Consider the following 22,139-nt stretch of genomic DNA (forward strand, 5'->3'; position numbering starts at 1 on the left):
CTCTTTACAACTAGAAGATACATGGCCAAAATTTTTTGTGTAGCAAATCAAAAGGGTGGTGTTGGTAAAACCACAACAAGCGTCAACCTCTCCGCCGGTCTGGCCAAGTTGAACCAGCGCGTGCTGCTGGTCGACCTCGACCCGCAGGGCAATGCGACCATGGGTGCCGGCATCAACAAGGCCGGCCTGAAGGCGTCGACCTATGAAGTCATGCTGGGCGAGTCCGATGTCAAAACGGCACGCCAGCGTTCGGAAGCGGGGCGCTTCGATGTCCTGCCGTCGAACCGCGAACTGGCCGGCGCCGAAGTGGAGATGGTCGAACTGGACAACCGCGAACGCCGCCTGAAGGATGCGCTGGCCGAAGTGGACGGCGAATACGACTTCATCTTAGTAGATTGCCCACCGGCATTGTCGATGCTGACCCTGAACGGCCTGTGCGCCGCGCATGGCGTGATCATCCCGATGCAGTGCGAGTACTACGCGCTGGAAGGCCTGTCCGACCTGGTCAACACCATCAAGAAGGTGCATGCCAACCTGAACCCGGACTTGAAGATCATTGGTCTCTTGCGCGTGATGTTCGATCCGCGCATGACATTATCGCAACAAGTGTCGGCCCAGCTGGAACAGCATTTCGGCGACAAGGTCTTCAAGACCATCATCCCGCGCAATGTGCGCCTGGCCGAAGCGCCATCGTACGGCTTGCCCGGCGTGACCTTCGACCCCAGCTCGAAAGGCGCCCAGGCGTATATCGCCTTCGGCGCCGAGATGGTCGAGCGCATCAAACATATGTAAACAAAGGGCGAGCGACTCGCAAGGAATGATGTGAGCGCTTACTCTGAAAACACGATTAGGACAGCATGGCTACGAAAAAATTAAAAGGACTGGGTCGCGGACTCGACGCCCTCCTGGGTGGCGGCGGCGATTTCGCCAGCCCGGACACGCATCAACCCTCCAGCTTGCCCGTGTCGCAAATGCAAGCCGGCAAATACCAGCCGCGCACGCGCATGGACGAAGGGGCCCTGAATGAACTGGCCGCCTCGATCAAGGCGCAAGGACTGATGCAGCCGATTCTGGTGCGCCCGATCGGGCAAGACACCCTGAGCGGACTTGTCCAATATGAAATCATCGCCGGTGAACGCCGTTTCCGCGCCTCGCAACTGGCCGGACTGACGGAAGTGCCGGTGCTGGTGCGCGATGTGGACGACCTGGCCGCCGCCGCCATGGCGCTGATCGAGAACATCCAGCGCGAAGACTTGAATCCCCTGGAAGAGGCGCAGGGTATTCACCGCCTGATCGCCGACTTCAGTTTCACGCATGAGCAAGCGGCCACTGCGCTGGGACGCTCGCGCAGCGCGGTGTCGAACCTGCTGCGTCTGATGAACCTGGCCAGTCCCGTGCAGACCATGCTGATGGCCGGCGATATCGACATGGGCCATGCGCGCGCCTTGCTGGCCGTCGATGCGGCCAGCCAGATCACGCTGGCCAACCAGGTCGTGGCCAAGCGCCTGTCGGTGCGCGAAACGGAAAAGCTCGTCACCCGCACGGTCGAGGAAGCGGCCAACCCGGTCGAGCCGCGGCAAAAGGAAAAGTCCGGCGACATCGCGCGCCTGGAAGAAGAGTTGTCCGATGCGCTGGCCACGCCCGTGGTGTTCAAAATGGGCAACAAAGGCCGTGGCCAATTGGTGATCGATTTTGCCGATCTTGACGTGCTCGATGGTTTGTTGACCCGCTTGCGTGGTTAAATAGCAAGCTGCAAAGACAGGGGGAGTGCGGTGTGGACGATCCAGCCATGCTTTCCAGATGCACTACGTGATTCCTTGATAACACGGCTGGAAGCGGCCAGACAAGCGACTTTGCCATATAGTGGTGCAAATGGCGGCGAATAGTCGGTAAAGCGTCAGTTTCGCGCCGCAATCGCCCTGCTGCGGTGCAGCAACGTTTGACTCTATAGATCAAAGCCAACTATAATCCCGTGTCTTTGCGTGTGTAGATTTTTTTGGGAACCTGGCAATTGAGTGATTCACAACAAAGTATTGCCAAGCCCGTCTACAAAGTAGTTGCCTTGCAGCTAGCAATCGTGATCAGCTTTGCCACGCTCACCGTGTTTTTCGGTGGTAGTGTGAGAGGCTGGTCCGCCGCATGCGGCGGTGCGATCGCCGTCGCCGGCAGTCTGGCGTATGCCTTGCTGGTGGTTCGCGGTAGTAGCGACGCCAAAAAGGCTTTTCGCGCGCACTTGCGGGCGGAAATGGTGAAAATATTTATTACAGCGGTGCTGTTTATATTGGCACTGGTGTTGTTTCAGTCGGCCGCCTGGTTATGGCTGATCTTGGGTTTCGCGGTGGCAACCTTAGCATACTGGTTTTCATTGCTCGCTGTTTAATCATTGGTTTTGGGGCCTGTTGTGCTCTGAAACGACAAATCTAAATTCATTATGACCACAGAACACGCTATTGAAGCGGGCCATGCTGCCCCGGCCAACGCCACAGAATACATCAGCCACCATTTGGCCCACTTGAAAAGCGCCGATGGCGCCTTCAACCTGGACACCTTCTGGGTGTCTGCCATCATGGGCTTTGTTTTCCTTGCCGTTTTCTACATGGCTTCGCGCCGCGCGACGGCCGGTGTTCCTGGCAAACTGCAAAACTTCGTCGAAATGATCATGGAAATGGTCAATGAGACTATTAATGGGGCCTTCCACGCAAAAAGCAAGATCATCGCGCCGCTGGCCATCACGATTTTCGTGTGGGTCTGGTTGTTGAATGCGATGGACTTCTTGCCGGTGGACTTGCTGCCGACGGTGTTGAGCTGGTTTGGCGTGCACAAGCTGCGCGTGGTGCCGACCGCCGACGTGAACCATACTTTTGCGATGTCGTTCTCGGTCGTTCTGTGCATTATCGCGTTTTCCGTCAAGGCCAAGGGCCTGGGCGGCTGGATCAAGGAATTGTTTACCGCGCCGTTCCATGCAAGTGGCATCATCGGCACGATCTTGTTGGCACCAGTTAATTTCTTGCTGCAAATGGTTGAGTTGGTTGCAAAACTGATCTCCCTGTCGCTGCGACTGTTCGGCAATATGTATGCCGGCGAGCTGATTTTCATCTTGATCGCGTTGTTGCCTTGGTGGGCACAGTGGGCGTTGGGTGGTCCATGGGCAATTTTCCATATCTTGATTGTAACTTTGCAAGCTTTTGTGTTTATGGCGTTGACGGTTGTGTATCTGAGCCTTGCGGTTGAGAAACATTAATCAGCAACTTTATATTTTGTTTTTTTAGTATCTTTCGTTTTTAAATTTAGGAGAATTTTATGCAAGCTCTGATCGCACAAGTACAAAGCATGACCGTTCTGGCAGCAGCAATCATCATCGGCCTGGCCGCAATCGGCACCGCTCTGGGCTTCGCTATTCTGGGTGGCAAATTCCTGGAAGCGTCGGCACGTCAACCAGAACTGATGCCACAACTGCAAACCAAACTGTTCGTTATCGCTGGTCTGCTGGATGCTATCTCGATGATCGGCGTTGGTATCGCTCTGCTGTACACGTTCGCTAACCCGTTCCTGTCCGCTCTGACGGCTGTTGCTCAGTAATTCGCTCCAACCCTAGGAGAAACTTTTAGTTAGGAGCAAAGGTATGGACATCAATATGTCGCTCATCGGCCAGATGATCACCTTCGCGGTGTTGGTCTGGTTCTCGATGAAGTTCGTATTTCCAGCGCTGAACACAGCGCTGGATGAGCGTGCCAAACGAATCGCGGATGGATTGGCTGCGGCCGATCAAGGTCAGGCTTCGATGGCTGTCGCTGAAAAGCGTGCGCAAGAGGCATTGAACAGTGCACGTGAAGAAGCGTCGCAACGCGTTGCGGACGCTGAAAAGCGCGCGCAGCTGGTTGCTGAAGAGATCAAGCAAAATGCACAAGCTGAAGCGGCGCGTATCATTGCGCAAGCCCAGTCGGACGCGGAACAGCAACTGTCGAAAGCACGCGAACAATTGCGCGCTCAGGTGGCTGACCTGGCTGTCAAGGGTGCCGAGCAGATCTTGAAGCGTGAAGTCAACGCTACGGCTCACGCCGAAATGTTGCAGCGTCTTGCTGTCGAGCTGTAATCATGGCAGAACTCGCAACCGTCGCCCGTCCCTACGCGGAAGCTTTGTTCCGCGTAGCCCAAGCTGGTAAGGAGTCAAGCAACCTCGCGGCGTGGTCCGAACTGGTGTCCGAACTGGCACAGATCGGTAGCCACCCCGAGGTACAGGCGTACGCGCGCAATCCGAAAGTTTCGGAAAGCGACGTCGCCGCCACCATCCTGTCGTTGTTGAAATCGCCGCTCAATGAGGAAGTCAAAAACTTCGTCACGTTGTTGATCGAAAATGGCCGCATCAGCCTGCTGCCGGAAATCGGCGCGCAATTCCATGCCTTGAAAAATGGCCTGGAAGGTGCGGCTGACGCCGAGATCACGAGCGCTTTCGATCTGAGCGAAGGCCAAACGGCCGAGCTGGTCGCAACGCTGGAAAAGAAATTCAGTCGTAAGCTCAACCCTGCCGTCACAGTGGATCCATCGCTGCTCGGCGGCGTGCGCGTGGTTGTTGGCGACCAAGTGCTCGATACCTCGGTGCGCGCCAAGCTGCAGCAACTGCACGCTGCACTGGTGTCGTAAGACACGCGCTTCGGCAGGCCAGCTAAGACAGACCCTTACCCCTCGCGCAAGCTGAGAGAAACACTTTTAGGAGTTAGTATGCAACTCAACCCATCTGAAATCAGCGAGTTGATCAAGAGCCGGATCCAAGGTCTTGACGGCGGCGCTGAAGTGCGTAATCAAGGCACGGTTATTTCCGTCGCCGACGGTATCTGCCGCATCCACGGTTTGTCGGACGTGATGCAAGGCGAGATGCTGGAATTCCCAGGCAACACGTTTGGCCTGGCAATGAATCTGGAACGCGACTCCGTCGGTTCCGTGATTCTGGGTGCCTACGAGCACATCTCCGAAGGCGACACGGTGAAATGCACCGGCCGCATTCTGGAAGTGCCAATTGGTCCTGAGCTGCTCGGCCGCGTTGTCAACGCGCTGGGTCAGCCAATCGACGGCAAAGGCGCCATCGACACGAAACTGACGGCCGCGATTGAAAAAATCGCTCCGGGCGTGATCGCCCGTGAGTCCGTTTCGCAACCAATGCAAACCGGCCTGAAGTCGATCGATGCGATGGTTCCCGTTGGCCGCGGCCAGCGCGAACTGATCATCGGCGACCGTCAAACCGGCAAGTCGGCTGTGGCGATTGATGCGATCATCAATCAAAAAGGCCAGGGCATGAAATGTATCTACGTCGCGATTGGCCAAAAAGCCTCGTCGATCAAGAACATCGTGCGCTCGCTGGAACAGCACGGCGCGATGGAATACACCATCGTTGTCGCCGCTTCCGCTTCGGAATCGGCCGCCATGCAATACATCTCGCCGTACTCCGGTTGCGCCATGGGCGAATACTTCCGTGACCGCGGTGAAGATGCACTGATCGTCTACGATGATCTGTCCAAACAAGCTGTTGCATACCGTCAAATCTCGCTGCTGCTGCGCCGTCCACCAGGTCGCGAAGCGTACCCAGGCGACGTGTTCTACCTGCACAGCCGCCTGCTGGAACGCGCAGCACGCGTGAACGCCGACTACGTCGAGAAGTTCACCGACGGCGCCGTCAAAGGCAAGACCGGTTCCCTGACGGCACTGCCGATCATTGAAACGCAAGCTGGCGACGTGTCCGCATTCGTTCCAACCAACGTGATTTCGATTACCGACGGTCAGATCTTCCTGGAAACCTCGCTGTTCAACGCCGGTATCCGTCCTGCGATTAACGCCGGTATTTCTGTATCGCGCGTCGGTGGCGCCGCCCAGACCAAGGTCATCAAAAACCTGTCCGGCGGTATCCGTACCGACTTGGCGCAGTACCGTGAATTGGCCGCGTTTGCGCAGTTCGCGTCCGACCTGGATGAATCGACCCGCAAGCAGCTGGACCGTGGTGCGCGCGTGACGGAATTGCTCAAGCAAGCCCAGTACTCGCCACTGTCGATCTCGCTGATGGCCGTATCGCTGTTCTCGGTGAACAAAGGCTTCATGGACGACGTGCCAGTCAAGCAAGTGCTGTCGTTCGAAGCTGGTGTCCACGCTTACATGAAGACCAAGCAAGCTGCTCTGCTGGCCAAGATCGAAGAAACCAAGCAACTCGACAAAGACAGCGAAGCAACTCTGTCGGCGGCCATTGCTGATTTCAAGAAATCCGGCGCATATTAAGCGGCCAGGCGGCGCCCACCTCGAGTGAGGCGCCGCCCTACGCGCAGAAGGAGTAAGGACTCATGGCATCAAGCAAAGAGATACGAGGCAAGATCAAGAGCGTAGAGAATACGAAGAAGATCACCAAGGCGATGGAAATGGTCGCCGCGTCCAAAATGCGCAAGGCGCAAGACCGGATGCGGGCTGCCCGTCCCTATAGTGACAAGATTCGGAATATCGCCGCCAATCTGGCGAATGCCAATCCGGAATACACGCACCCGTTCCTGGCAGCTGCCCAGGGTACGCAAGCGAAGGCAGTGGGTTTCATCGTTGTCACGACCGACAAGGGTCTGTGCGGCGGCATGAACACCAACATCCTGCGCCAGGTGACGAGCAAGTCGCGCGAGCTGGAAGCAGCTGGCAACCGGATTGAAGCAGTTGCCATCGGTAACAAGGGTTTGGGTTTTTTGAATCGCATCGGCGTCAAGATCGTCGCTTCTGCCATTCAAACTGGTGATACGCCCCACCTGGAAAAATTGATCGGACCTGTCAAGGTCATGCTCGAAGAGTTCCAGGCAGGCAAGCTCGACGCAGTGTACCTGTGCTACACCAAATTCATCAACACGATGAAGCAGGAACCAGTGGTCGAACAGTTGCTGCCCCTGACGGCTGACAAGATGGTCGCCGACAAGAGCGCACACTCGTGGGATTACATCTACGAGCCGGATGCACAAAGCATCATCGACGAATTGCTGGAGCGCTATGTAGAAGCGCTGGTGTACCAGGCAGTCGCGGAGAATCTGGCGTCCGAGCAATCGGCACGGATGGTCGCGATGAAAGCTGCAAGCGACAACGCGGGTAGTGTGATCGGCGAACTGAAGCTGATCTACAACAAGACCCGCCAAGCTGCGATTACCAAAGAACTCTCCGAAATCGTCGCCGGTGCGGCTGCGGTTTAAACGAATTTAACTATATTGAAGGAACGAACATGGCTGATGGCAAAATCGTTCAGTGTATCGGCGCTGTGGTGGACGTTGAGTTTCCCCGCAACGCGATGCCTAAGGTATTTGATGCCTTGAAGATGGCAGGCTCGGAACTGACCCTGGAAGTACAACAGCAGTTGGGCGACGGCATTGTCCGTACCATTGCACTCGGCACGTCCGATGGCTTGCGTCGCGGCATGATGATTCAGAACACCGGCAAACCTATCATGGTGCCAGTCGGTAAAGCAACCCTGGGTCGCATCATGGACGTGCTGGGTAACCCGATTGACGAATGCGGCCCAGTGTCGCACGAGCAAGTCGCGTCGATCCACCGCACCGCTCCTGCATACGACGAACTGTCGCCATCGCAAGAACTGCTGGAAACCGGCATCAAGGTGATCGACCTGGTTTGCCCGTTTGCAAAAGGCGGTAAAGTTGGTCTGTTCGGCGGCGCTGGCGTAGGCAAGACCGTCAACATGATGGAATTGATTAACAACATCGCCAAAGCGCACAGCGGCGTGTCCGTGTTCGCCGGTGTCGGTGAGCGTACGCGTGAAGGTAACGACTTCTACCACGAGATGGCTGACGCGAAAGTGGTCGATCTGGAAAATCCAGAGAACTCCAAAGTCGCGATGGTCTACGGTCAGATGAATGAACCGCCAGGTAACCGTCTGCGCGTTGCGCTGACCGGCCTGACGATCGCTGAATCGTTCCGTGATGAAGGCAAGGACGTTCTGTTCTTCGTCGATAACATCTACCGCTTTACGCTGGCCGGTACCGAAGTCTCGGCACTGCTGGGCCGTATGCCGTCGGCTGTGGGTTACCAACCGACCCTGGCGGAAGAAATGGGCCGTCTGCAAGAGCGTATCACGTCGACCAAGACCGGTTCGATCACCTCGATCCAGGCCGTCTACGTTCCTGCCGATGATTACACCGATCCATCGCCTGCTACCACGTTTGCTCACTTGGATTCGACCGTTGCGCTGTCGCGTGACATCGCTTCCCTGGGTATCTACCCAGCCGTGGACCCACTCGATTCGACCTCGCGTCAGCTCGATCCGTTGATCGTCGGTCAAGAGCACTATGACACCGCGCGTGCCGTGCAAACGACCCTGCAACGCTACAAGGAATTGCGCGACATTATCGCGATTCTGGGTATGGACGAGCTGGCACCGGAAGACAAACTGCTGGTTGCCCGTGCACGTAAGATGCAGCGTTTCCTGTCGCAGCCTTTCCACGTCGCTGAAGTCTTTACCGGCGCGCCTGGTAAATACGTTTCGCTCAAAGACACGATCAAGGGCTTCAAAATGATCGCTTCGGGCGAACTCGATCACCTGCCGGAACAAGCGTTCTACATGGTCGGCACGATCGAAGAAGCAATCGAAAAAGCCAAGAAACTTAACTAAGTTAAGTCTGGGCCTAACCCCGCCCCTCAGAAGGCGGGGTTCTTCAACCCGATAGGACACACATGGCACACACAATTCACGTTGACGTGGTTTCCGCTGAAGAACTGATTTTTTCAGGCGAAGCAGAATTCGTCGCGTTGCCGGGTGAGCAGGGCGAGCTGGGTATCTACCCACGCCACACGCCTTTGATTACCCGCATCCGTCCGGGCGCGGTCCGCATCAAGGTAGTCGGTCAGGCTGAAGAAGAATTCGTCTTCGTTGCCGGCGGTCTGCTGGAAGTGCAACCGGACACCGTGACCGTCCTGGCCGATACCGCGATCCGTGGTCACGACCTCGACGAAGCGAAAGCGCTGGAAGCGAAGAAGTTGGCGGAAGAAAATATCCACAACAAGGATTCGGGCATCGACTACGCGCAAGCGCAAGCCGAGCTGGCCAGCGCGATTGCGCAGCTGGCAGCGATCCAGAAACTGCGCAAGCATTAATTTGCTCGCATGCAGTAAAACAAAAAGGCAGCCTGCGGGCTGCCTTTTTTTTCAGCAAACCGATTTCAGTCAAAATCAGCGGCGCTTGTCCTTGCCCCTTTCCAGTCCCGCCTTCAATATCGTCTTCCACTTGGCGCGCGCGGCAATGCGCTCGAGCGGCGTTGCCTCGCCACGGCGCGCGTCGCGCAGCAGCTTGTGATAATTGCGCAGGCGGTCCGCATCGACGGCGCCGCGCACGGCGCAACCGGGTTCGCTCGCATGTTGGCAATCGCGGAACTGGCAGGTGGACGCCAGTGCCGCAATGTCGTCAAACGTGGCGGCCAGGGTCTGCGCATCGGCATCGGCCTGCCAGCTGCGCAAGCCCGGCGTGTCGATGATGCAGGCGCCGCTTGAGCACAGGTGCAGCGAGCGGGCCGTCGTCGTATGCCGCCCACGGCCGTCGCCATGGCGCACAGCATTGGTCGCCTGCCCGGCCGTACACAGGGTATTGGTCAGGCTGGACTTGCCGGCGCCCGATGAACCGAGCAGCACCAGGGTCTGGCCGGCGCCCAGCCAAGGTGCCAGGATGGCCACGTCATACGCATGGCGCGTATCGACGGCAAACAGCGGCACGTGGGGCGGCAGGCGCTGTTTCAGCTGCGCCAGCTTGCCGGCCACGTCGTCGGCCACATCGGCCTTGCTCAGCACCACCACCGGCGTCACTTGCGCCGCCAGCACGATGGCCAGATAGCGCTCCAGGCGGCGCGGATTAAAATCCCCGTCCAGTCCCATCACCAGCAGGGCCGTATCGACATTGCTGGCAAGTACCTGGCGCCGGCCGTCATTGCCGCGCCGGGCGATTTGCGTGACTGGGGATAAGTGCGCCGTTATCCACAGCGTGCCGTGTGCATCGTGTTCGGCGGCGACCCAGTCGCCGACGGCAAGGACGGTGTCCTGCGCCTGCAGCTCGTGCAGCAGGCGCGGCAGGATCTGCGCCGGGTGTTCCAGGATGCCGTCGTGCACGCCGATGCTGTCGCGATGCACGGCGCTCACGCGCAGCAGCTGCGCGCGGGAAGACGATAGCGGGGAAGATAAGTCGAGTTGGGTGGCTGCGCCGGCGATGGCCTGCTGCAGCCCGATAAGGCGTAGTTGCGCAAAATCGAATGCGATCATGGTAGCGTGATTCCATATTCTGTCGTCCGCGTGCGGACGTGAAGCCTGCGCGTGCAGGCACCGCCAGTCGCGAGGACTGGCACGAAAGAAGGGGAACGTCGGCTACGCGATCACGCGTATGGGGAGTTGCGAGCTAAAAGGCTCAGCGGGGAAAAACAGTGATCAGGCAGCCGACAGCACGGCAGTATCCGAATGGCGCATATTGTCTACTCCTGAGGTGTGAGGGAAAACGCCAGTGTGCCAGCGGCGCGCGCCGCCGTCAATGGACGGTGTGGCTCAGCTGCACATGCCGTAAGCCTGGCGCTCGGGGAAATAGCGGTACGTAAACGTGCGCACCGGATAGCGCTTGCCGGCGACGAGCATGTCGGGCATCGACAGGTCGAAGCGCTGCGGCAGCTGGCGCGGCAGTTGCAGGCGCAAGCGCCACTGGGTTTCGGCGCTCGAACCCACGGCGGAAAACATGATGGGCAGTGTGTCGATGACGTCGACCATCTCCGCCTTGCGGCTCACGCCGCGCTGGTAAATGGTGAGTATTTTGGCTTCGGCGAACGGTGCTTGTTTCGGTTCTTCCAGCAGGAAGGACAGGCGCGTAAAACTGGCCTGGGTACCGACGGGCAAGGTAAAAATCAGCGCCAGCTCCGTGCCGCCGTCCTTCAGGGTGACGGGGGGCGTGGCATACACGCTGATACCGCGCGGCAGCGCGAAACGCGAACCTTCCGTCCATGTCTTGCACTCGGGCGTGGTGGCCTGGTACAGGCTGGGCGCCGTGTAGTCGTCGCAGGCGGAAACCAGCAGCAGCAGGGGCAGGGCGAGGAGGGCGGAACGGCGCATGGGAGTCACGGTTGGAGGATCAGCCGACAGTGTAAGCGATCCCCACGCGATGCACCAGCGACGCTAGGAATGTCCCGGCGGGGCGCGGCGCACGGACTGCAGCTGGCAATGCGCCGCCTGCAGCGCGTCCTGGATGACGCCCAATGCCAGCTGCGGCTGCGCCGCGCCGCACATGAAGATGTCGACGGCGGCAAAGCTGCATTCCGGCCAGGTGTGGATGGAAATGTGCGATTCGGCCAGCAGCACCACGCCGGTGACGCCCTGGCCTGCGCCAAAGCTGTGGAAATGGCTGTGCAGCACCTGCGCGCCGGCCGTAGTGGCCGCTGCGCGCAGCAGGCGTTCGAGCGCGGCGCAGTCGCGCAGGCGTTCCGGTGCGATGCCGGACAAGTCGGCCAGCAGATGGATGCCCAGGGGCAGATGCGGTGTGGCGGTCATGCTTATTTGTGGCTGCCGCCGCTGGAGCCGCCGCCATAGCTGCCGCCGCCGCTGCCCGTGCGCGAACTCCAGCTGCTGCCGCTGCTGCTGCCGGCGACCTTGAACATGCGCACCCAATTGGCGGCCGTGACGGAGAACGTCACCATCAAGGCATAGATCACGTATTTACTCATGGGGGATTCTTTGCATTTTTGTCGAGGAAAACGGCGGGCAGGAACAGCGCCAGGCAGCCCAGCAAACTCCACATCAAGGTGCTGGAGAAGGAGACAAACATGGGAATCGCATTCAAGACCAGCACGATGACGATGAAGATCTTGGCGATGCCACGGTGGCTCAGTTTGGTATTTTGTACCTTGGCGCCGCCATGGAAGGCGGCGCCGAACCAGGCGGCCATCTGGTCATAGGCGACGGGGACGGAGCGCGACCACGTCATTTCCTCGCCGGTGAGTTCCGCCGCCAGTTTTGTTTGTCCCTGTTCGAATTCAAACACGCGCGTGCTGTCGCCGACGGCCACCTTCCAGTTGAAGGCGCCCGCCGCATACACGACCTGCGAGCCGTAGTCATACAGTTTGCGGTAGGTGGCGCCATCGAGCGTGCAGGTGGCGGCGTCCAATGACGCCCAGTTGGGCCAGTTCGGCAGCACGTTCGAGCGCGACCAGCCGTCGTCCGTCTCCACCAGCCAGAAGAAGCCGGCGCGCGCGTTGTACAGCAGGTATTCGTTCCACTCGCTGCCCTCGTCGTCGGCGCGCCGCATCATGCCGATCACCGTGAAGTCGGCATTGCTGATCTTCGCGCTGGCGCCCAGTTCCAGCGTGATGTCGGCGTTGTCGTGCACCTGCTTGCCGATGGCCAGCACCTGCGCTTCCGGGCCGCTGGCGTCGAGCTGCGCGTGGCAGGCGGGGCACACCAGCTGCGCCGCCGCGCCGGGCACATACTGGATGCCGCTGCCGCAGGACGGGCAGTCGAGCGCATCGAGCTTGCCGCGGTACTTGCCGGCACTCTTGGCGATGGCATCGTCGTCGCGCAGCAGCTGGCACTGCAGGCTTTCCAACGTGACGGCGAAACCCAGATAGAGCACCGGTTGCGGGCCATCCGTGTAGTCGAGCGTGACAAAGCTGGCGTAGTTGCGCAAGTCCGCCACCTGGATGCGCCAGCCGGCGCCCACCTTGAATGGCAATTCTCCCTGGCCGGCGATGCACTCGGCGCTGCGGATCTCGGCCGCCGTGTACGGTTCGCCGCAGAGCGTATAGCGCTTGCCCGGCGCCAGCTCGCCAAAGGCGGGCAGGGCGTCTTGCGTCGCGCGCTCACGCGTCAGCGTGTACAGGCCGGACGAGTCCCCCAGCCAGGCCGTGCTGGCGTCGTCGAATAGCAGAAACCACTCGTTCCACGTGCCGGCGCTGTAGCGCTGCTGGATGCGGCCGACGACCGTGAAGTGCAGACCATCGTGGACGCCGGCCGTGCCGATCTGGATCGGTGAATAGTCTTCCAGGACGGCCGACATCTTGCCCACGTCCCTGACGGAATCGGCGTCCTTGAGGATGGTGCTGTGGCAGTACTCGCACACGGCGAGCACGGAAGCGTGCGAGCGGAAGCGGACTTCCGCGCCGCAGCTGGGACAGGAAACAGTTTGCATGCAGTCGTATTTCGCTAATATTTAGCCGATCAGTTTTTTCAGCAGTTCAGCCTTGGCGCCGTCGTAGTCGGCCGGCGAAATGAGGCCCTTGTCGAGCAAACCCTTGAGCTTTTCCAGGCGCGCCTCGATCGGTTCTTCCACGGGCGCCGGTGGCGCCGCAGGCGGTGCGGCCGTGGCAGGTGCCGGCTGCTGTAGTGCACCGCCCATGCTTTGCGCCATCACCTGGCCGATCGACAGCCCGGCGCCCAGGCCCGCGCCGATGCCGGCCATGCCGCCTTCATTCTGCGCCGCCAGCGGGATCGCGTTGGCCACCTGGAATTTCGTGTAGCCGCTCATCTTGTCGGCGCCCAGCCCGCCCTTCATGCCGGCGGAAATACGCTCGTCGAGCGCCGCCTGCAATTCCTCGGGCAGGCTGATGCTGGCCACGTTGAATTCATCGAGGCCCACGCCATAGCGGGCAAACGCCTGCGCCAGGCCATCCTTGACTTCCTGCGCCATCAGCGCCTGGTTGGCCGCCATGTCGAGGAAGGGCACATTCGCGCCGCCCAAGGAACTGGCCATGCTCGACATCAAAATGCCGCGCAACTGATCTTCCACCTCGTCGCGCGTATAGATTTCGCGCGTGCCGCTGATCTCGGTGAAGAAGGTGCGGGCGTCGGCGATGCGGTACGAATACATGCCGAAGGCGCGCACGCGGATCATGTCGAAATCCTTGTCGCGGATGGTGATCGGCTGCGGCGTGCCCCACTTGCGGCCAGTCTGCACGCGGGTGCTGAAGTAATACACGTCCGACTTGAAGGGCGAGTCGAACAGCTTGTCCCAGTTTTTCAGGTTGGTCAGCAGCGGTAATGTCTGCGTCGTCAGCTTGTGCGTGCCGGGACCGAAGACGTCGGCGATCTTGCCTTCATTGACGAAGACGGCGACCTGCGATTCGCGCACATTCAGGATGGCGCCATTCTGGATCTCGAAGTCCTGCATCGGAAAGCGCCAGGCCAGCACGCCTTCCGTTTCTTCGTTCCACTGCAGTACGTCGATAAACTGCTTCTTGATAAAGCTGCCGAGGCTCATGATGGATATCCTTGAATAAGATAAAACGGTGTCAGGAAATGCAGGCGGCGTTGATGGCGCCGATCGACAGGGAAATGGCGCCCAGCAAGCCGCCGAAGGCGCTGTTGTTCGATTCGATCTGGTCCTTCGACATGCGCAGCAGGCGCGTGGTGACCACGTAGGCGAGCAATTGCACCACCATGGCGCCGAAGGCCCAGGCGAAGAACTGCTGGTAGTCGGCCGTGTGCATCAGGGACGAGGCGATGGTGGCGGAAAAACCCAGCAGCGCGCCGCCCAGCGACAGCGCCGCCGCCTGGTTGCCCTGGCGGATCAGCAGCACTTCGTTGTAGGGCGTGACGCGCGTGTAGATGATAAAAAATACAATCAACAGCCCGGCGGCCAGTAAAAGATGGATCAGATAGTTTAGGATGGCGGGCACGGCTTTCCTCGCAATGAGTATTTGATAACGTCAACGCATATTAGAACAAAAAAAGTCCCATGAACAAAAAGATTCTGATCTTGTCCGTCTTCGTGGTCGCCTCCTGCGGCCTCGCGTATGAGCTGATCGCCGGCGCCATGTCCAGCTACCTGCTCGGCGACTCCATCCTGCAGTTTTCCACCATCATCGGCTGCTACCTGTTCGCCATGGGTGTGGGTGCTCACTTTTCCAAGTATGTCAAGGACGACGACGTGCTCTCGCGCTTCGTCGACATCGAGCTGGCCGTGGGTCTGATCGGCGGCTTGTCGGCCGCCATCCTGTTCATGACGTTTTCGTGGATGGCGGCGCCATTTCGCACCTTATTGTATGTGATGGTATTCCTGATCGGCGCACTGGTCGGCATGGAAGTGCCGCTGGTGATGCGCGCACTGAACTCGCGTCAGACGGAATTTAGTGAACTGGTCAGCCGCGTGCTGACCTTCGATTACCTGGGCGCGCTGGCCGTTTCCCTGCTGTTCCCGCTGGTGCTGTCGCCGTACCTGGGCCTGGTACGCACGGGCTTTTTGTTCGGCATGCTGAATGTTGGCGTGGGCCTGTGGACGATTTACGTGTTCCGTGCCGAGCTGAAGAACCTCACGGGGCGCTTCCTGCGCGCCTGCGTCGTGATGCTGGTGCTGATCGCCGGCTTTGCCATGTCGGACCGCATGGTGGCGTGGGGCGAGCACGGCCTGTTCGGCGACCAGATCGTGTATGCCACCACCACGCCCTACCAGCGCCTGGTGATCACGCGCTGGAAGGACGATACGCGGCTGTACATCAACGGCAACCTGCAGTTTTCCTCGCGCGACGAGTACCGCTACCACGAGGCGCTTGTGCACCCCGTGCTGGAAGCGTTGCCATGGGCGCGTCGCGTGCTGGTGCTGGGCGGCGGCGATGGCTTGGCGCTGCGCGAAATCCTGCGCTATCCGCATATCGAACACGTCACCGTGGTCGACCTCGATCCGGCCATGACGGCCGCGTTTACCACGCGCCCGGAACTGGCCAAGCTGAATAACGGCGCGTTCTCGGACAAGCGCGTCACCGTCGTCAACGCCGATGCCGCCGTCTGGCTGCGCAACAACGGCGACATGTTCGACGCGGCCATCGTCGACTTTCCCGATCCGTCGAGCTTCGCGCTCGGCAAACTGTATTCCGTGCCGTTCTACGACCTGGTGAAAAAACACCTGGCCGCCAAGGGCCTGATGGTGGTGCAATCGACGTCGCCCTTCTTCGCCCCGCACGCCTACTGGACCATCAATGCGACCCTGCGCGAAGTGGGCATGCGCACCTGGCCCTACCACGCCTACGTGCCCTCGTTCGGCGAATGGGGTTTTATCCTCGCCTCGCCCCAGCTCGATTACGTGCCGCCCACCACCTACCGCTTGCCGATGCGCTACCTGAATGCGGACACCACGCGCGAAATGTTCATCTTCCCGCCCGATATGCAGCCGCTGCCGATGGCGCCGAATCGCCTCAACACCCAGTCGCTCGTGCATGAATTCGAGCAGGACTGGAACCGGGTGATCCGCTGATGCAGCGCCGCTCCTTCATGCTGTGGGCCGCCGGTGGCACGGCAGCGGCGGCCGCCGGCATCGGCAGCATCGCCGCGTATCTGCGCTGGCAGGAAATCACGCCGAAGGTGCTGTATCCGGGCCGCAGCGAGGGACACTATTTGCGCCAGCTGCTGCGTGAGCGCACGGCGCTGCCGCCGCCTTCACGCATCTTGAGCACCGACGTGGCAATTTTAGGTTCCGGCATCGCCGGCCTGACGGCGGCCTGGCGCTTGAACAAGCTGGGGCACCAGGATTTCCTGATGATCGACGGTCCCCAGCCTTACGGCAACGCGGCCGGCGGGCAGTTCGGCGAACTGGCCTATCCGACCGGTGGCCATTATTTGCCGCTGCCTTCGCCCGAATCGACCCATGTGCGCGAGATCCTGTTCGACCTGGGGATTATCCAGCGCGACCCGCAGGCGGAAAAGCCCTATTACGACGAGCGCTATATCCTGCACGCGCCGGAAGAACGATTGCTGTTCAACGGCCAGTGGCAGGATGGCTTCATTCCCACCGAAGGCGTGCCGCCTGCGGAACTGGCGCAACACGCGCGCTTCTTTGCGCAGGTGGCGCAGCTGCGCCAGGCGCGCGGCAACGATGGCAAACGCGTGTTCGTGTTCCCGACCATCGAATCGTCGCAGGACCCGGCCTGGCAGGCGCTCGACGCCATCACCTTGAAGCAGTGGATGGAGCGCGAAGGCTATACCTCGCCCACCCTGCACTGGTATCTGAATTACTGCTGCCGCGACGACTACGGCACGCGCTACGACCAGGTGTCGGCCTGGGCCGGCCTGCATTACTACTGCAGCCGCTGGGGCCAGGCGGCGAATGCCGGCAATGGCGCCTGGCTGACCTGGCCCGGCGGCATGCAACCGGTCGCCACGGCCATGGAGCAGGCCTCGGGCGTCAAGCGTCATGCGGGCACGGTGGTTTCCGTGCGCACGACGGACAAGGGCGTGGAGGCGCTGTGCCTGGAACTGGTCGACGGCCAGCCACGCACCTACCTGGTCAAGGCACGCAAGGCCATCTGCGCCATGCCGCTGTATGTCGCCGCGCGCGTGGTCGACAATATCGCCGGGTATGGCTTTGATGCGAAGCGCGATACGCCCGCCTATGCGCCGTGGCTGGTGGCGAATTTTTTACTGAAACGCTTTCCCGACGAATTGCCGCATGCGCCCCTGTGCTGGGACAACGTGGTGTACCAGGAACCGGGCCTCGGCTATGTCGTCTCCACGCACCAGGATATCCGCGTGCGCCCGCCCGAGAAAACCGTCTTCAGCGCCTATGTCGCCCTGTCCGACCGCACGCCGCAGCAAGCGCGAAAATGGTTAGATGTGGCCACTCCCGAGGAGTTGCTGGCGCTGGCCAGCGTCGATTTAAAGACGGCGTACGGGCGCGATTTTGCGCGCTGCGTCGAGCGCGTCGACATCACCGTGCGCGGTCACGCCATGGCCGCACCGTTACCGGGCTTTCGCAGCAACGCGGGCTTGAAGGCGCTGCGCGAGCACGACGGCGCCATCCTGTTCGCGCATGCCGATCTGTCGGGCTTTTCCGTGTTCGAAGAGGCGGCGTGGTGGGGGGATCGGGCCGCGCGCCTTGCGAATAAATGAAAAAAAGGCCGGCGCGAACGCCGGCCTGAGCCCCCTAAGGCTCGAACCGGTCTATTTGTTCTTGTTGATCACGTCGATGAACACGGCCGCCAGCAGCACCAGGCCCTTGATCACCTGCTGGTAATCGATGCCGATGCCCATGATGGACATGCCGTTGTTCATTACGCCCATGATGAAAGCGCCGATGACGGCTCCCATCACCTTGCCCACGCCGCCCGACGCCGAGGCGCCGCCGATGAAGCAGGCGGCGATCACGTCCAGCTCGAATCCCGTGCCGGCCTTCGGCGTGGCCGTGTTCAGGCGCGCCGCGAAGATCAGGCCGGCCAGCGCCGCCAGCATGCCCATGTTGACGAAGGTGTAGAAGCTGACCCGCTCCGTCTTGATACCGGACAGGCGCGCCGCCTTCTCGTTGCCGCCCACGGCATACACGCGTCGGCCCAGCACGGTGCGGTTGGTAATGAAGGTGTAGGCGACGATCAGCAGCGACATCACGGCCAGCACGTTGGGAAAACCGCGGTACGACGCCAGCAGGTAGCTGAAATACACCATCACGGCGGCGAAGATCGCGTTTTTCAGCAGGAAGAAGGCGCGCGGTTCGTTTTCCATGCCGTGCTTCAGTTGCTTGGCGCGGCTGCGCAGCGAGGTGATGATCAGCGCCGCGGCGGCGATCACGCCCAGCAGCAGCGACATGCCGCGCAGGTTTTCGCCGCCGAACGGGTCGGGTAAAAAGCCCGAGCTGAGCATCTGGAAGCCTTCCGGGAAGGGGCCGACCGACTGGCCTGCCAGCAGCGCCAGGGTCAGGCCCTTGAACACCAGCATGCCGGCCAGCGTGACGATGAAGGACGGGATCTTGAAGAAGGCGACGAAATAGCCTTGCGCGCCGCCGATGACGGCGCCGGCGATCAGGCAGATAATGCTGGCGGCGACAAAGTTCATCTCGTAGTTGACGATCAGGACGGCCGCCAGCGCGCCGACGAAGCCGACCACCGAGCCGACGGACAAATCGATATGCCCGGCCACGATGACCATCAGCATGCCCAGCGCCATGATGACGATGTAGCTGTTTTGCAGCACCAGGTTCGTCAGGTTCAGCGGCTGCATCAGGGTGCCGTCGGTCATGTACTGGAAAAAGCCCATGATGACGATCAGCGAGAGCAGCATGCCGTAGTCGCGCATATTGTTCTTCAAGAAGCCGGCATAGCTTTTCGCTTGCGGCGCGGCCGCTGGCGCTGCCGCTGCCGGCGCGCCTGCTGTCAGTTTATTGTCCATTGTTTTCTCCGTGTGTAATGATCGCGCGCATGATGCGCTCCTGCGATGCTTCTGCCGCGCTCAGTTCTGCCGCGAAGCGGCCTTCGTTCATGACATAGATCCGGTCGCACATGCCCAGCAATTCCGGCATTTCCGAGGAAATCATGATGATGCATTTGCCTTCGGCGGCCAGCTCGCTGATGATGCTGTAGATCTCGTATTTGGCGCCCACGTCGATGCCGCGGCTCGGTTCATCGAGGATCAGGATGTCGGGGCGCGAAAACAGCCACTTCGCCAGCACCACTTTCTGCTGGTTGCCGCCGGACAGATTGACCACTTTCTGCGCCACGCTCGAGCAACGGGTCTTGAGCTTGCGGCGGAACTCCTCGGCCACGCTGAATTCACGCTGCTCGTCGATCACCATGTGCTTCGAAATCGCGTCCAGGTTGGCCAGGCTGGTGTTCTTCTGGATGTCTTCCTCGAGGATCAGGCCCAGGCCCTTGCGGTCTTCCGTGACATACGCGAGGCCGTGGGCGATCGCCTTGCCGATGGTGCTGACGTCGATCTCCTGGCCATTCTTGAGCACCGTGCCGCTGATGCGCTGGCCGTAGGCGCGCCCGAAGAGGCTCATCGCCAGTTCCGTGCGCCCGGAGCCCATCAAGCCGGCGATGCCGATGATCTCGCCCTTTTTTGCGTGCAGGTTGATGCCCTTGATGACGGGGCGGTCGGCATGCTCGGGATGGAAGACGCGCCAGTCGCGCACTTCGAAAATGGTCTCGCCGATGGTGGGCGTGCGCGGCGGATAGCGGTCGGCCATCTCGCGCCCGACCATTTTTTCGATGATGCGGTCTTCGCTGACGGGCTCGATGCGGCAGTCGAAACTGTCGACCGTGTTCCCGTCGCGCAGCACCGTGATGGCGTCGGCGACTCTTGAAATTTCATTGAGCTTGTGTGAGATCAGGATCGAGGCGATGCCCTGGGCTTTCAGGTCCAGCAGCAGGTCGAGCAGGGCCGCGCTGTCGCTTTCGTTCAGGCTGGCCGTCGGCTCGTCGAGGATCAGCAGCTTGACGTCCTTGCACAGCGCCTTGGCGATCTCGATCAGCTGCTGCTTGCCTACGCCCAGGTTGGTGATCAGGGTGTCCGGGGACTCTTTCAGGCCGACTTTGTGCAGCAGTTCGCGCGTCTTCGTTTGCGCGTATTCCCAGTCGATGACGCCCAGGCGGGCCGGCTCGTTGCCGAGGAAGATATTCTCGGCGATCGACAACTGGGGCACCAGCGCCAGTTCCTGGTGGATGATGATGATGCCGATTTCTTCGCTGTCCTTGATGCCGCGGAAGTGCCGCGTCTGGCCCAGGTAATCGATGTCGCCCGTATAGCTGCCATGGCCGTAGACACCGCTCAGCACTTTCATCAGGGTCGATTTGCCGGCGCCGTTTTCGCCGACGATGGCGTGGATCTCGCCGCTGCGTACCCGCAGGTTGACATTGTCGAGCGCCACGACGCCCGGGAATGTTTTGCGTATCCCGCGCATTTCCAGGATAGTGTTCGTCATATAACCTCTCTGGCACGGCCGCGTTGGTCGGCGCCGGTCGTGCGGCAGTCTTGTTCTGGATCGTGCATGAAGCGAAAGGCCCGGCAGCGCCGGGCCTTCAGTACCGTCGATGCTTATTTCACTTGCGCTTCCGTGTAGTAGCCGCTGCCGGTGACGAGCACCTGCTTCCAGTTCGCCTTGTCGACGGTGACCGGTTTGAGCAGGTAGGACGGCACGACCTTCACGCCGTTGTTATAGGTCTTCGTGTCGTTGACGGTCGGGACTTTGCCCGACATCATGGCGTCGACCATGTTGGCCGTCACCTTGGCCAGTTCGCGCGTGTCCTTGAACACGGTCGACGCCTGTTCGCCGCGGATGATCGATTTCACCGACGGGATTTCCGCATCCTGGCCCGTCACGACGGGGAACGGCTGCTTCGGCGTGCCGTAGCCGACGCCCTTGAGCGAGGACAGGATGCCGATGCTCAAGCCGTCATATGGCGACAGCACCGCATCGACCCTGGCATTGCCGTAGTAGGCGCTGAGCAGGTTGTCCATGCGTGCCTGCGCCACGGCGCCATCCCAGCGCAGGGTGGCCACTTTTTCCATGCCCATCTGCTTCGAGCGCACCACCAGCTTGCCGCTGTCGATGTAGGGTTTGAGCACCGACAGGGCGCCGTTGTAGAAGAAGTGCGCGTTGTTGTCATCGGCCGAGCCGCCGAACAGTTCGATGTTGAACGGGCCCTTGCCTTCCTTGAGTTTCAGCGCCGATTCGATATAGCCCGCCTGCAGCACGCCGACCTGGAAGTTGTCGAAGGTGGCGTAGTAATCGATGTTTTTCGTGCCGCGGATCAGACGGTCATACGAGATGACCTTGATGCCCTTGTCGGCCGCCTTTTGCAGCACGTTCGACAAGGTGGTGCCGTCGATGGCGGCAATCACCAGTACCTTGGCGCCCTTGGTGATCATGTTTTCCACCTGCGCCAGCTGGTTCGGGATATCGTCGTCGGCGAACTGCAAGTCCGTCTTGTAGCCGCGCTCCTTGAATACCTTGACCATGTTGTCGCCGTCGGCGATCCAGCGCATGGACGACTTGGTCGGCATCGAGATGCCGATCGCGCCCTTGTCGGCGGCGCTTGCCACGGGCATTACCGCCATGCCGGAGATGGCCAGCGCCAGGCTCGCGGTCAGCATTTTCATTGTTGTTTTCATTTCAGGTCTCCACCGTCTTCGATAGTTGAATGTGCCAGGGCCGTCGTCCCAGTGGGCGGGCTCCGTGCGGATGGCCGATTGCAGGCCACGGCTGATACTAGTTTGTCCATCCATCCCTCACCAATCACTTTTTTCGCATAGGCGATATCCAAAACGATATCGATGGGTCAATTGATGCAATGCGCCATGTCGTCCCTTCCCGCCTGCTGGCAAGGCGGAAACGGGGGCCGGGCGGCGGCTTTTTTTGGTGCGCTGCAATACCAATAATCATCATGCAATTTGGTGATTTTCGTAATTGC

At 60.3% G+C, this 22,139-nt stretch carries 23 protein-coding genes; 13 read left to right on the plus strand and 10 right to left on the minus strand.

Going from position 1 to position 22,139, the window contains the following annotated elements; genetic code table 11:
- The first annotated feature begins 21 nt into the window (after positions 1-21).
- The 11 genes from ACP7DW_RS09360 (at position 22) to ACP7DW_RS09410 (ending at position 9,111) form a co-directional block, all read left to right on the plus strand.
- A complete protein-coding gene (locus ACP7DW_RS09360; protein ID WP_071080013.1) occupies positions 22-792 on the plus strand; it encodes a ParA family protein in 771 nt (256 codons plus the stop codon).
- Positions 793-857: 65 nt separating this feature from the next.
- Positions 858-1,742: a ParB/RepB/Spo0J family partition protein gene (locus ACP7DW_RS09365; protein ID WP_426055178.1), complete on the plus strand. Its 885-nt coding sequence runs from the start codon at positions 858-860 to the stop codon at positions 1,740-1,742.
- A 269-nt stretch (positions 1,743-2,011) separates the two neighbouring features.
- Entirely contained in the window at positions 2,012-2,380 is a 369-nt protein-coding gene (locus ACP7DW_RS09370) for an ATP synthase subunit I (RefSeq protein WP_100875073.1), read from the plus strand.
- A gap of 51 nt (positions 2,381-2,431) precedes the next feature.
- On the plus strand, positions 2,432-3,241 hold the full coding sequence (atpB, locus tag ACP7DW_RS09375) for a F0F1 ATP synthase subunit A (RefSeq protein ID WP_071080010.1): 810 nt from the start codon (positions 2,432-2,434) through the stop codon (positions 3,239-3,241).
- Between the two features lie 59 nt (positions 3,242-3,300).
- Positions 3,301-3,579 (plus strand): F0F1 ATP synthase subunit C, encoded by a 279-nt coding sequence (gene atpE, locus ACP7DW_RS09380; RefSeq protein WP_071080009.1) that lies wholly within the window; start codon positions 3,301-3,303, stop codon positions 3,577-3,579.
- 43 nt (positions 3,580-3,622) lie between these two features.
- Positions 3,623-4,093: a F0F1 ATP synthase subunit B gene (locus ACP7DW_RS09385; protein WP_099761157.1), complete on the plus strand. Its 471-nt coding sequence runs from the start codon at positions 3,623-3,625 to the stop codon at positions 4,091-4,093.
- A gap of 2 nt (positions 4,094-4,095) precedes the next feature.
- Entirely contained in the window at positions 4,096-4,641 is a 546-nt protein-coding gene (locus ACP7DW_RS09390) for a F0F1 ATP synthase subunit delta (RefSeq protein WP_071080008.1), read from the plus strand.
- Between the two features lie 78 nt (positions 4,642-4,719).
- On the plus strand, positions 4,720-6,261 hold the full coding sequence (gene atpA / locus ACP7DW_RS09395) for a F0F1 ATP synthase subunit alpha (protein ID WP_071080007.1): 1,542 nt from the start codon (positions 4,720-4,722) through the stop codon (positions 6,259-6,261).
- 62 nt (positions 6,262-6,323) lie between these two features.
- Entirely contained in the window at positions 6,324-7,199 is an 876-nt protein-coding gene (gene atpG, locus ACP7DW_RS09400; RefSeq protein ID WP_035823466.1) for a F0F1 ATP synthase subunit gamma, read from the plus strand.
- A 29-nt stretch (positions 7,200-7,228) separates the two neighbouring features.
- Positions 7,229-8,629, plus strand: coding sequence for a F0F1 ATP synthase subunit beta (atpD, locus tag ACP7DW_RS09405; RefSeq protein WP_071080005.1), 1,401 nt, complete (start codon positions 7,229-7,231; stop codon positions 8,627-8,629).
- Between the two features lie 62 nt (positions 8,630-8,691).
- Positions 8,692-9,111, plus strand: coding sequence for a F0F1 ATP synthase subunit epsilon (locus ACP7DW_RS09410; protein WP_065307860.1), 420 nt, complete (start codon positions 8,692-8,694; stop codon positions 9,109-9,111).
- 75 nt (positions 9,112-9,186) lie between these two features.
- Here ACP7DW_RS09410 and rsgA read toward each other — a convergent pair whose 3' ends face one another.
- The 7 genes from rsgA to ACP7DW_RS09445 form a co-directional block, all read right to left on the minus strand.
- Positions 9,187-10,263 (minus strand): ribosome small subunit-dependent GTPase A, encoded by a 1,077-nt coding sequence (rsgA, locus tag ACP7DW_RS09415; RefSeq protein WP_426055177.1) that lies wholly within the window; start codon positions 10,261-10,263, stop codon positions 9,187-9,189.
- A 276-nt stretch (positions 10,264-10,539) separates the two neighbouring features.
- Positions 10,540-11,094, minus strand: a complete 555-nt coding sequence (locus ACP7DW_RS09420) for a hypothetical protein (RefSeq protein WP_426055176.1) — start codon at positions 11,092-11,094, stop codon at positions 10,540-10,542.
- Positions 11,095-11,157: 63 nt separating this feature from the next.
- Positions 11,158-11,529 carry an adenosylmethionine decarboxylase gene (gene speD, locus ACP7DW_RS09425; RefSeq protein ID WP_426055175.1) on the minus strand — a complete coding sequence of 124 codons (372 nt, stop codon included), beginning with the start codon at positions 11,527-11,529 and terminating at the stop codon, positions 11,158-11,160.
- Positions 11,530-11,531: 2 nt separating this feature from the next.
- On the minus strand, positions 11,532-11,702 hold the full coding sequence (locus ACP7DW_RS09430; RefSeq protein ID WP_157814714.1) for a hypothetical protein: 171 nt from the start codon (positions 11,700-11,702) through the stop codon (positions 11,532-11,534).
- Positions 11,699-13,162 carry a DUF4178 domain-containing protein gene (locus ACP7DW_RS09435; protein ID WP_426055174.1) on the minus strand — a complete coding sequence of 488 codons (1,464 nt, stop codon included), beginning with the start codon at positions 13,160-13,162 and terminating at the stop codon, positions 11,699-11,701. Before ACP7DW_RS09435 ends, ACP7DW_RS09430 begins: the two co-directional genes overlap by 4 nt.
- A gap of 21 nt (positions 13,163-13,183) precedes the next feature.
- Positions 13,184-14,230 carry an SPFH domain-containing protein gene (locus ACP7DW_RS09440; RefSeq protein WP_426055173.1) on the minus strand — a complete coding sequence of 349 codons (1,047 nt, stop codon included), beginning with the start codon at positions 14,228-14,230 and terminating at the stop codon, positions 13,184-13,186.
- Positions 14,231-14,261: 31 nt separating this feature from the next.
- The gene (locus ACP7DW_RS09445; protein ID WP_070313122.1) at positions 14,262-14,648 is read right to left on the minus strand and encodes a DUF350 domain-containing protein; all 387 of its coding nucleotides are present in this window, start codon (positions 14,646-14,648) and stop codon (positions 14,262-14,264) included.
- 59 nt (positions 14,649-14,707) lie between these two features.
- Between ACP7DW_RS09445 and ACP7DW_RS09450 the strand changes: the two genes are divergently transcribed.
- Entirely contained in the window at positions 14,708-16,219 is a 1,512-nt protein-coding gene (locus ACP7DW_RS09450) for a polyamine aminopropyltransferase (protein WP_426055172.1), read from the plus strand.
- Positions 16,219-17,850 carry an NAD(P)-binding protein gene (locus ACP7DW_RS09455; protein WP_426055171.1) on the plus strand — a complete coding sequence of 544 codons (1,632 nt, stop codon included), beginning with the start codon at positions 16,219-16,221 and terminating at the stop codon, positions 17,848-17,850. The genes ACP7DW_RS09450 and ACP7DW_RS09455 overlap by 1 nt, the downstream gene beginning before the upstream one ends.
- 51 nt (positions 17,851-17,901) lie before the next feature.
- Here the strand turns inward: ACP7DW_RS09455 and mmsB are convergent, their stop codons facing one another.
- The 3 genes from mmsB to chvE all read right to left on the minus strand — a co-directional run bounded on the left by mmsB (position 17,902) and on the right by chvE (position 21,786).
- Complete coding sequence (gene mmsB / locus ACP7DW_RS09460) at positions 17,902-19,119, minus strand: multiple monosaccharide ABC transporter permease (RefSeq protein WP_426055170.1); 1,218 nt, start codon at positions 19,117-19,119, stop codon at positions 17,902-17,904.
- A complete protein-coding gene (mmsA, locus tag ACP7DW_RS09465; protein WP_426055169.1) occupies positions 19,109-20,650 on the minus strand; it encodes a multiple monosaccharide ABC transporter ATP-binding protein in 1,542 nt (513 codons plus the stop codon). The genes mmsB and mmsA overlap by 11 nt, the downstream gene beginning before the upstream one ends.
- A gap of 113 nt (positions 20,651-20,763) precedes the next feature.
- On the minus strand, positions 20,764-21,786 hold the full coding sequence (gene chvE / locus ACP7DW_RS09470) for a multiple monosaccharide ABC transporter substrate-binding protein (protein WP_226939565.1): 1,023 nt from the start codon (positions 21,784-21,786) through the stop codon (positions 20,764-20,766).
- Positions 21,787-22,139 lie beyond the last annotated feature (353 nt).

It is taken from the genome of Janthinobacterium sp. PSRC1-1 (assembly GCF_049897525.1).
Lineage (GTDB): Bacteria > Pseudomonadota > Gammaproteobacteria > Burkholderiales > Burkholderiaceae_D > Janthinobacterium > Janthinobacterium tructae.

What these genes read in the sequence shown, in the direction of transcription:
- ACP7DW_RS09360 (WP_071080013.1), top strand. Translation starts at nt 22, where the DNA reads ATGGCCAAAATTTTTTGTGTAGCAAATCAAAAGGGTGGTGTTGGTAAA.
- ACP7DW_RS09365 (WP_426055178.1), top strand. Translation starts at nt 858, where the DNA reads ATGGCTACGAAAAAATTAAAAGGACTGGGTCGCGGACTCGACGCCCTC.
- atpB (WP_071080010.1), top strand. Translation starts at nt 2,432, where the DNA reads ATGACCACAGAACACGCTATTGAAGCGGGCCATGCTGCCCCGGCCAAC.
- atpE (WP_071080009.1), top strand. Translation starts at nt 3,301, where the DNA reads ATGCAAGCTCTGATCGCACAAGTACAAAGCATGACCGTTCTGGCAGCA.
- ACP7DW_RS09385 (WP_099761157.1), top strand. Translation starts at nt 3,623, where the DNA reads ATGGACATCAATATGTCGCTCATCGGCCAGATGATCACCTTCGCGGTG.
- ACP7DW_RS09390 (WP_071080008.1), top strand. Translation starts at nt 4,096, where the DNA reads ATGGCAGAACTCGCAACCGTCGCCCGTCCCTACGCGGAAGCTTTGTTC.
- atpA (WP_071080007.1), top strand. Translation starts at nt 4,720, where the DNA reads ATGCAACTCAACCCATCTGAAATCAGCGAGTTGATCAAGAGCCGGATC.
- atpG (WP_035823466.1), top strand. Translation starts at nt 6,324, where the DNA reads ATGGCATCAAGCAAAGAGATACGAGGCAAGATCAAGAGCGTAGAGAAT.
- atpD (WP_071080005.1), top strand. Translation starts at nt 7,229, where the DNA reads ATGGCTGATGGCAAAATCGTTCAGTGTATCGGCGCTGTGGTGGACGTT.
- ACP7DW_RS09410 (WP_065307860.1), top strand. Translation starts at nt 8,692, where the DNA reads ATGGCACACACAATTCACGTTGACGTGGTTTCCGCTGAAGAACTGATT.
- rsgA (WP_426055177.1), bottom strand. Translation starts at nt 10,263, where the DNA reads ATGATCGCATTCGATTTTGCGCAACTACGCCTTATCGGGCTGCAGCAG.
- ACP7DW_RS09420 (WP_426055176.1), bottom strand. Translation starts at nt 11,094, where the DNA reads ATGCGCCGTTCCGCCCTCCTCGCCCTGCCCCTGCTGCTGCTGGTTTCC.
- speD (WP_426055175.1), bottom strand. Translation starts at nt 11,529, where the DNA reads ATGACCGCCACACCGCATCTGCCCCTGGGCATCCATCTGCTGGCCGAC.
- ACP7DW_RS09430 (WP_157814714.1), bottom strand. Translation starts at nt 11,702, where the DNA reads ATGAGTAAATACGTGATCTATGCCTTGATGGTGACGTTCTCCGTCACG.
- ACP7DW_RS09435 (WP_426055174.1), bottom strand. Translation starts at nt 13,162, where the DNA reads ATGCAAACTGTTTCCTGTCCCAGCTGCGGCGCGGAAGTCCGCTTCCGC.
- ACP7DW_RS09440 (WP_426055173.1), bottom strand. Translation starts at nt 14,230, where the DNA reads ATGAGCCTCGGCAGCTTTATCAAGAAGCAGTTTATCGACGTACTGCAG.
- ACP7DW_RS09450 (WP_426055172.1), top strand. Translation starts at nt 14,708, where the DNA reads ATGAACAAAAAGATTCTGATCTTGTCCGTCTTCGTGGTCGCCTCCTGC.
- ACP7DW_RS09455 (WP_426055171.1), top strand. Translation starts at nt 16,219, where the DNA reads ATGCAGCGCCGCTCCTTCATGCTGTGGGCCGCCGGTGGCACGGCAGCG.
- mmsB (WP_426055170.1), bottom strand. Translation starts at nt 19,119, where the DNA reads ATGGACAATAAACTGACAGCAGGCGCGCCGGCAGCGGCAGCGCCAGCG.
- mmsA (WP_426055169.1), bottom strand. Translation starts at nt 20,650, where the DNA reads ATGACGAACACTATCCTGGAAATGCGCGGGATACGCAAAACATTCCCG.
- chvE (WP_226939565.1), bottom strand. Translation starts at nt 21,786, where the DNA reads ATGGCGGTAATGCCCGTGGCAAGCGCCGCCGACAAGGGCGCGATCGGC.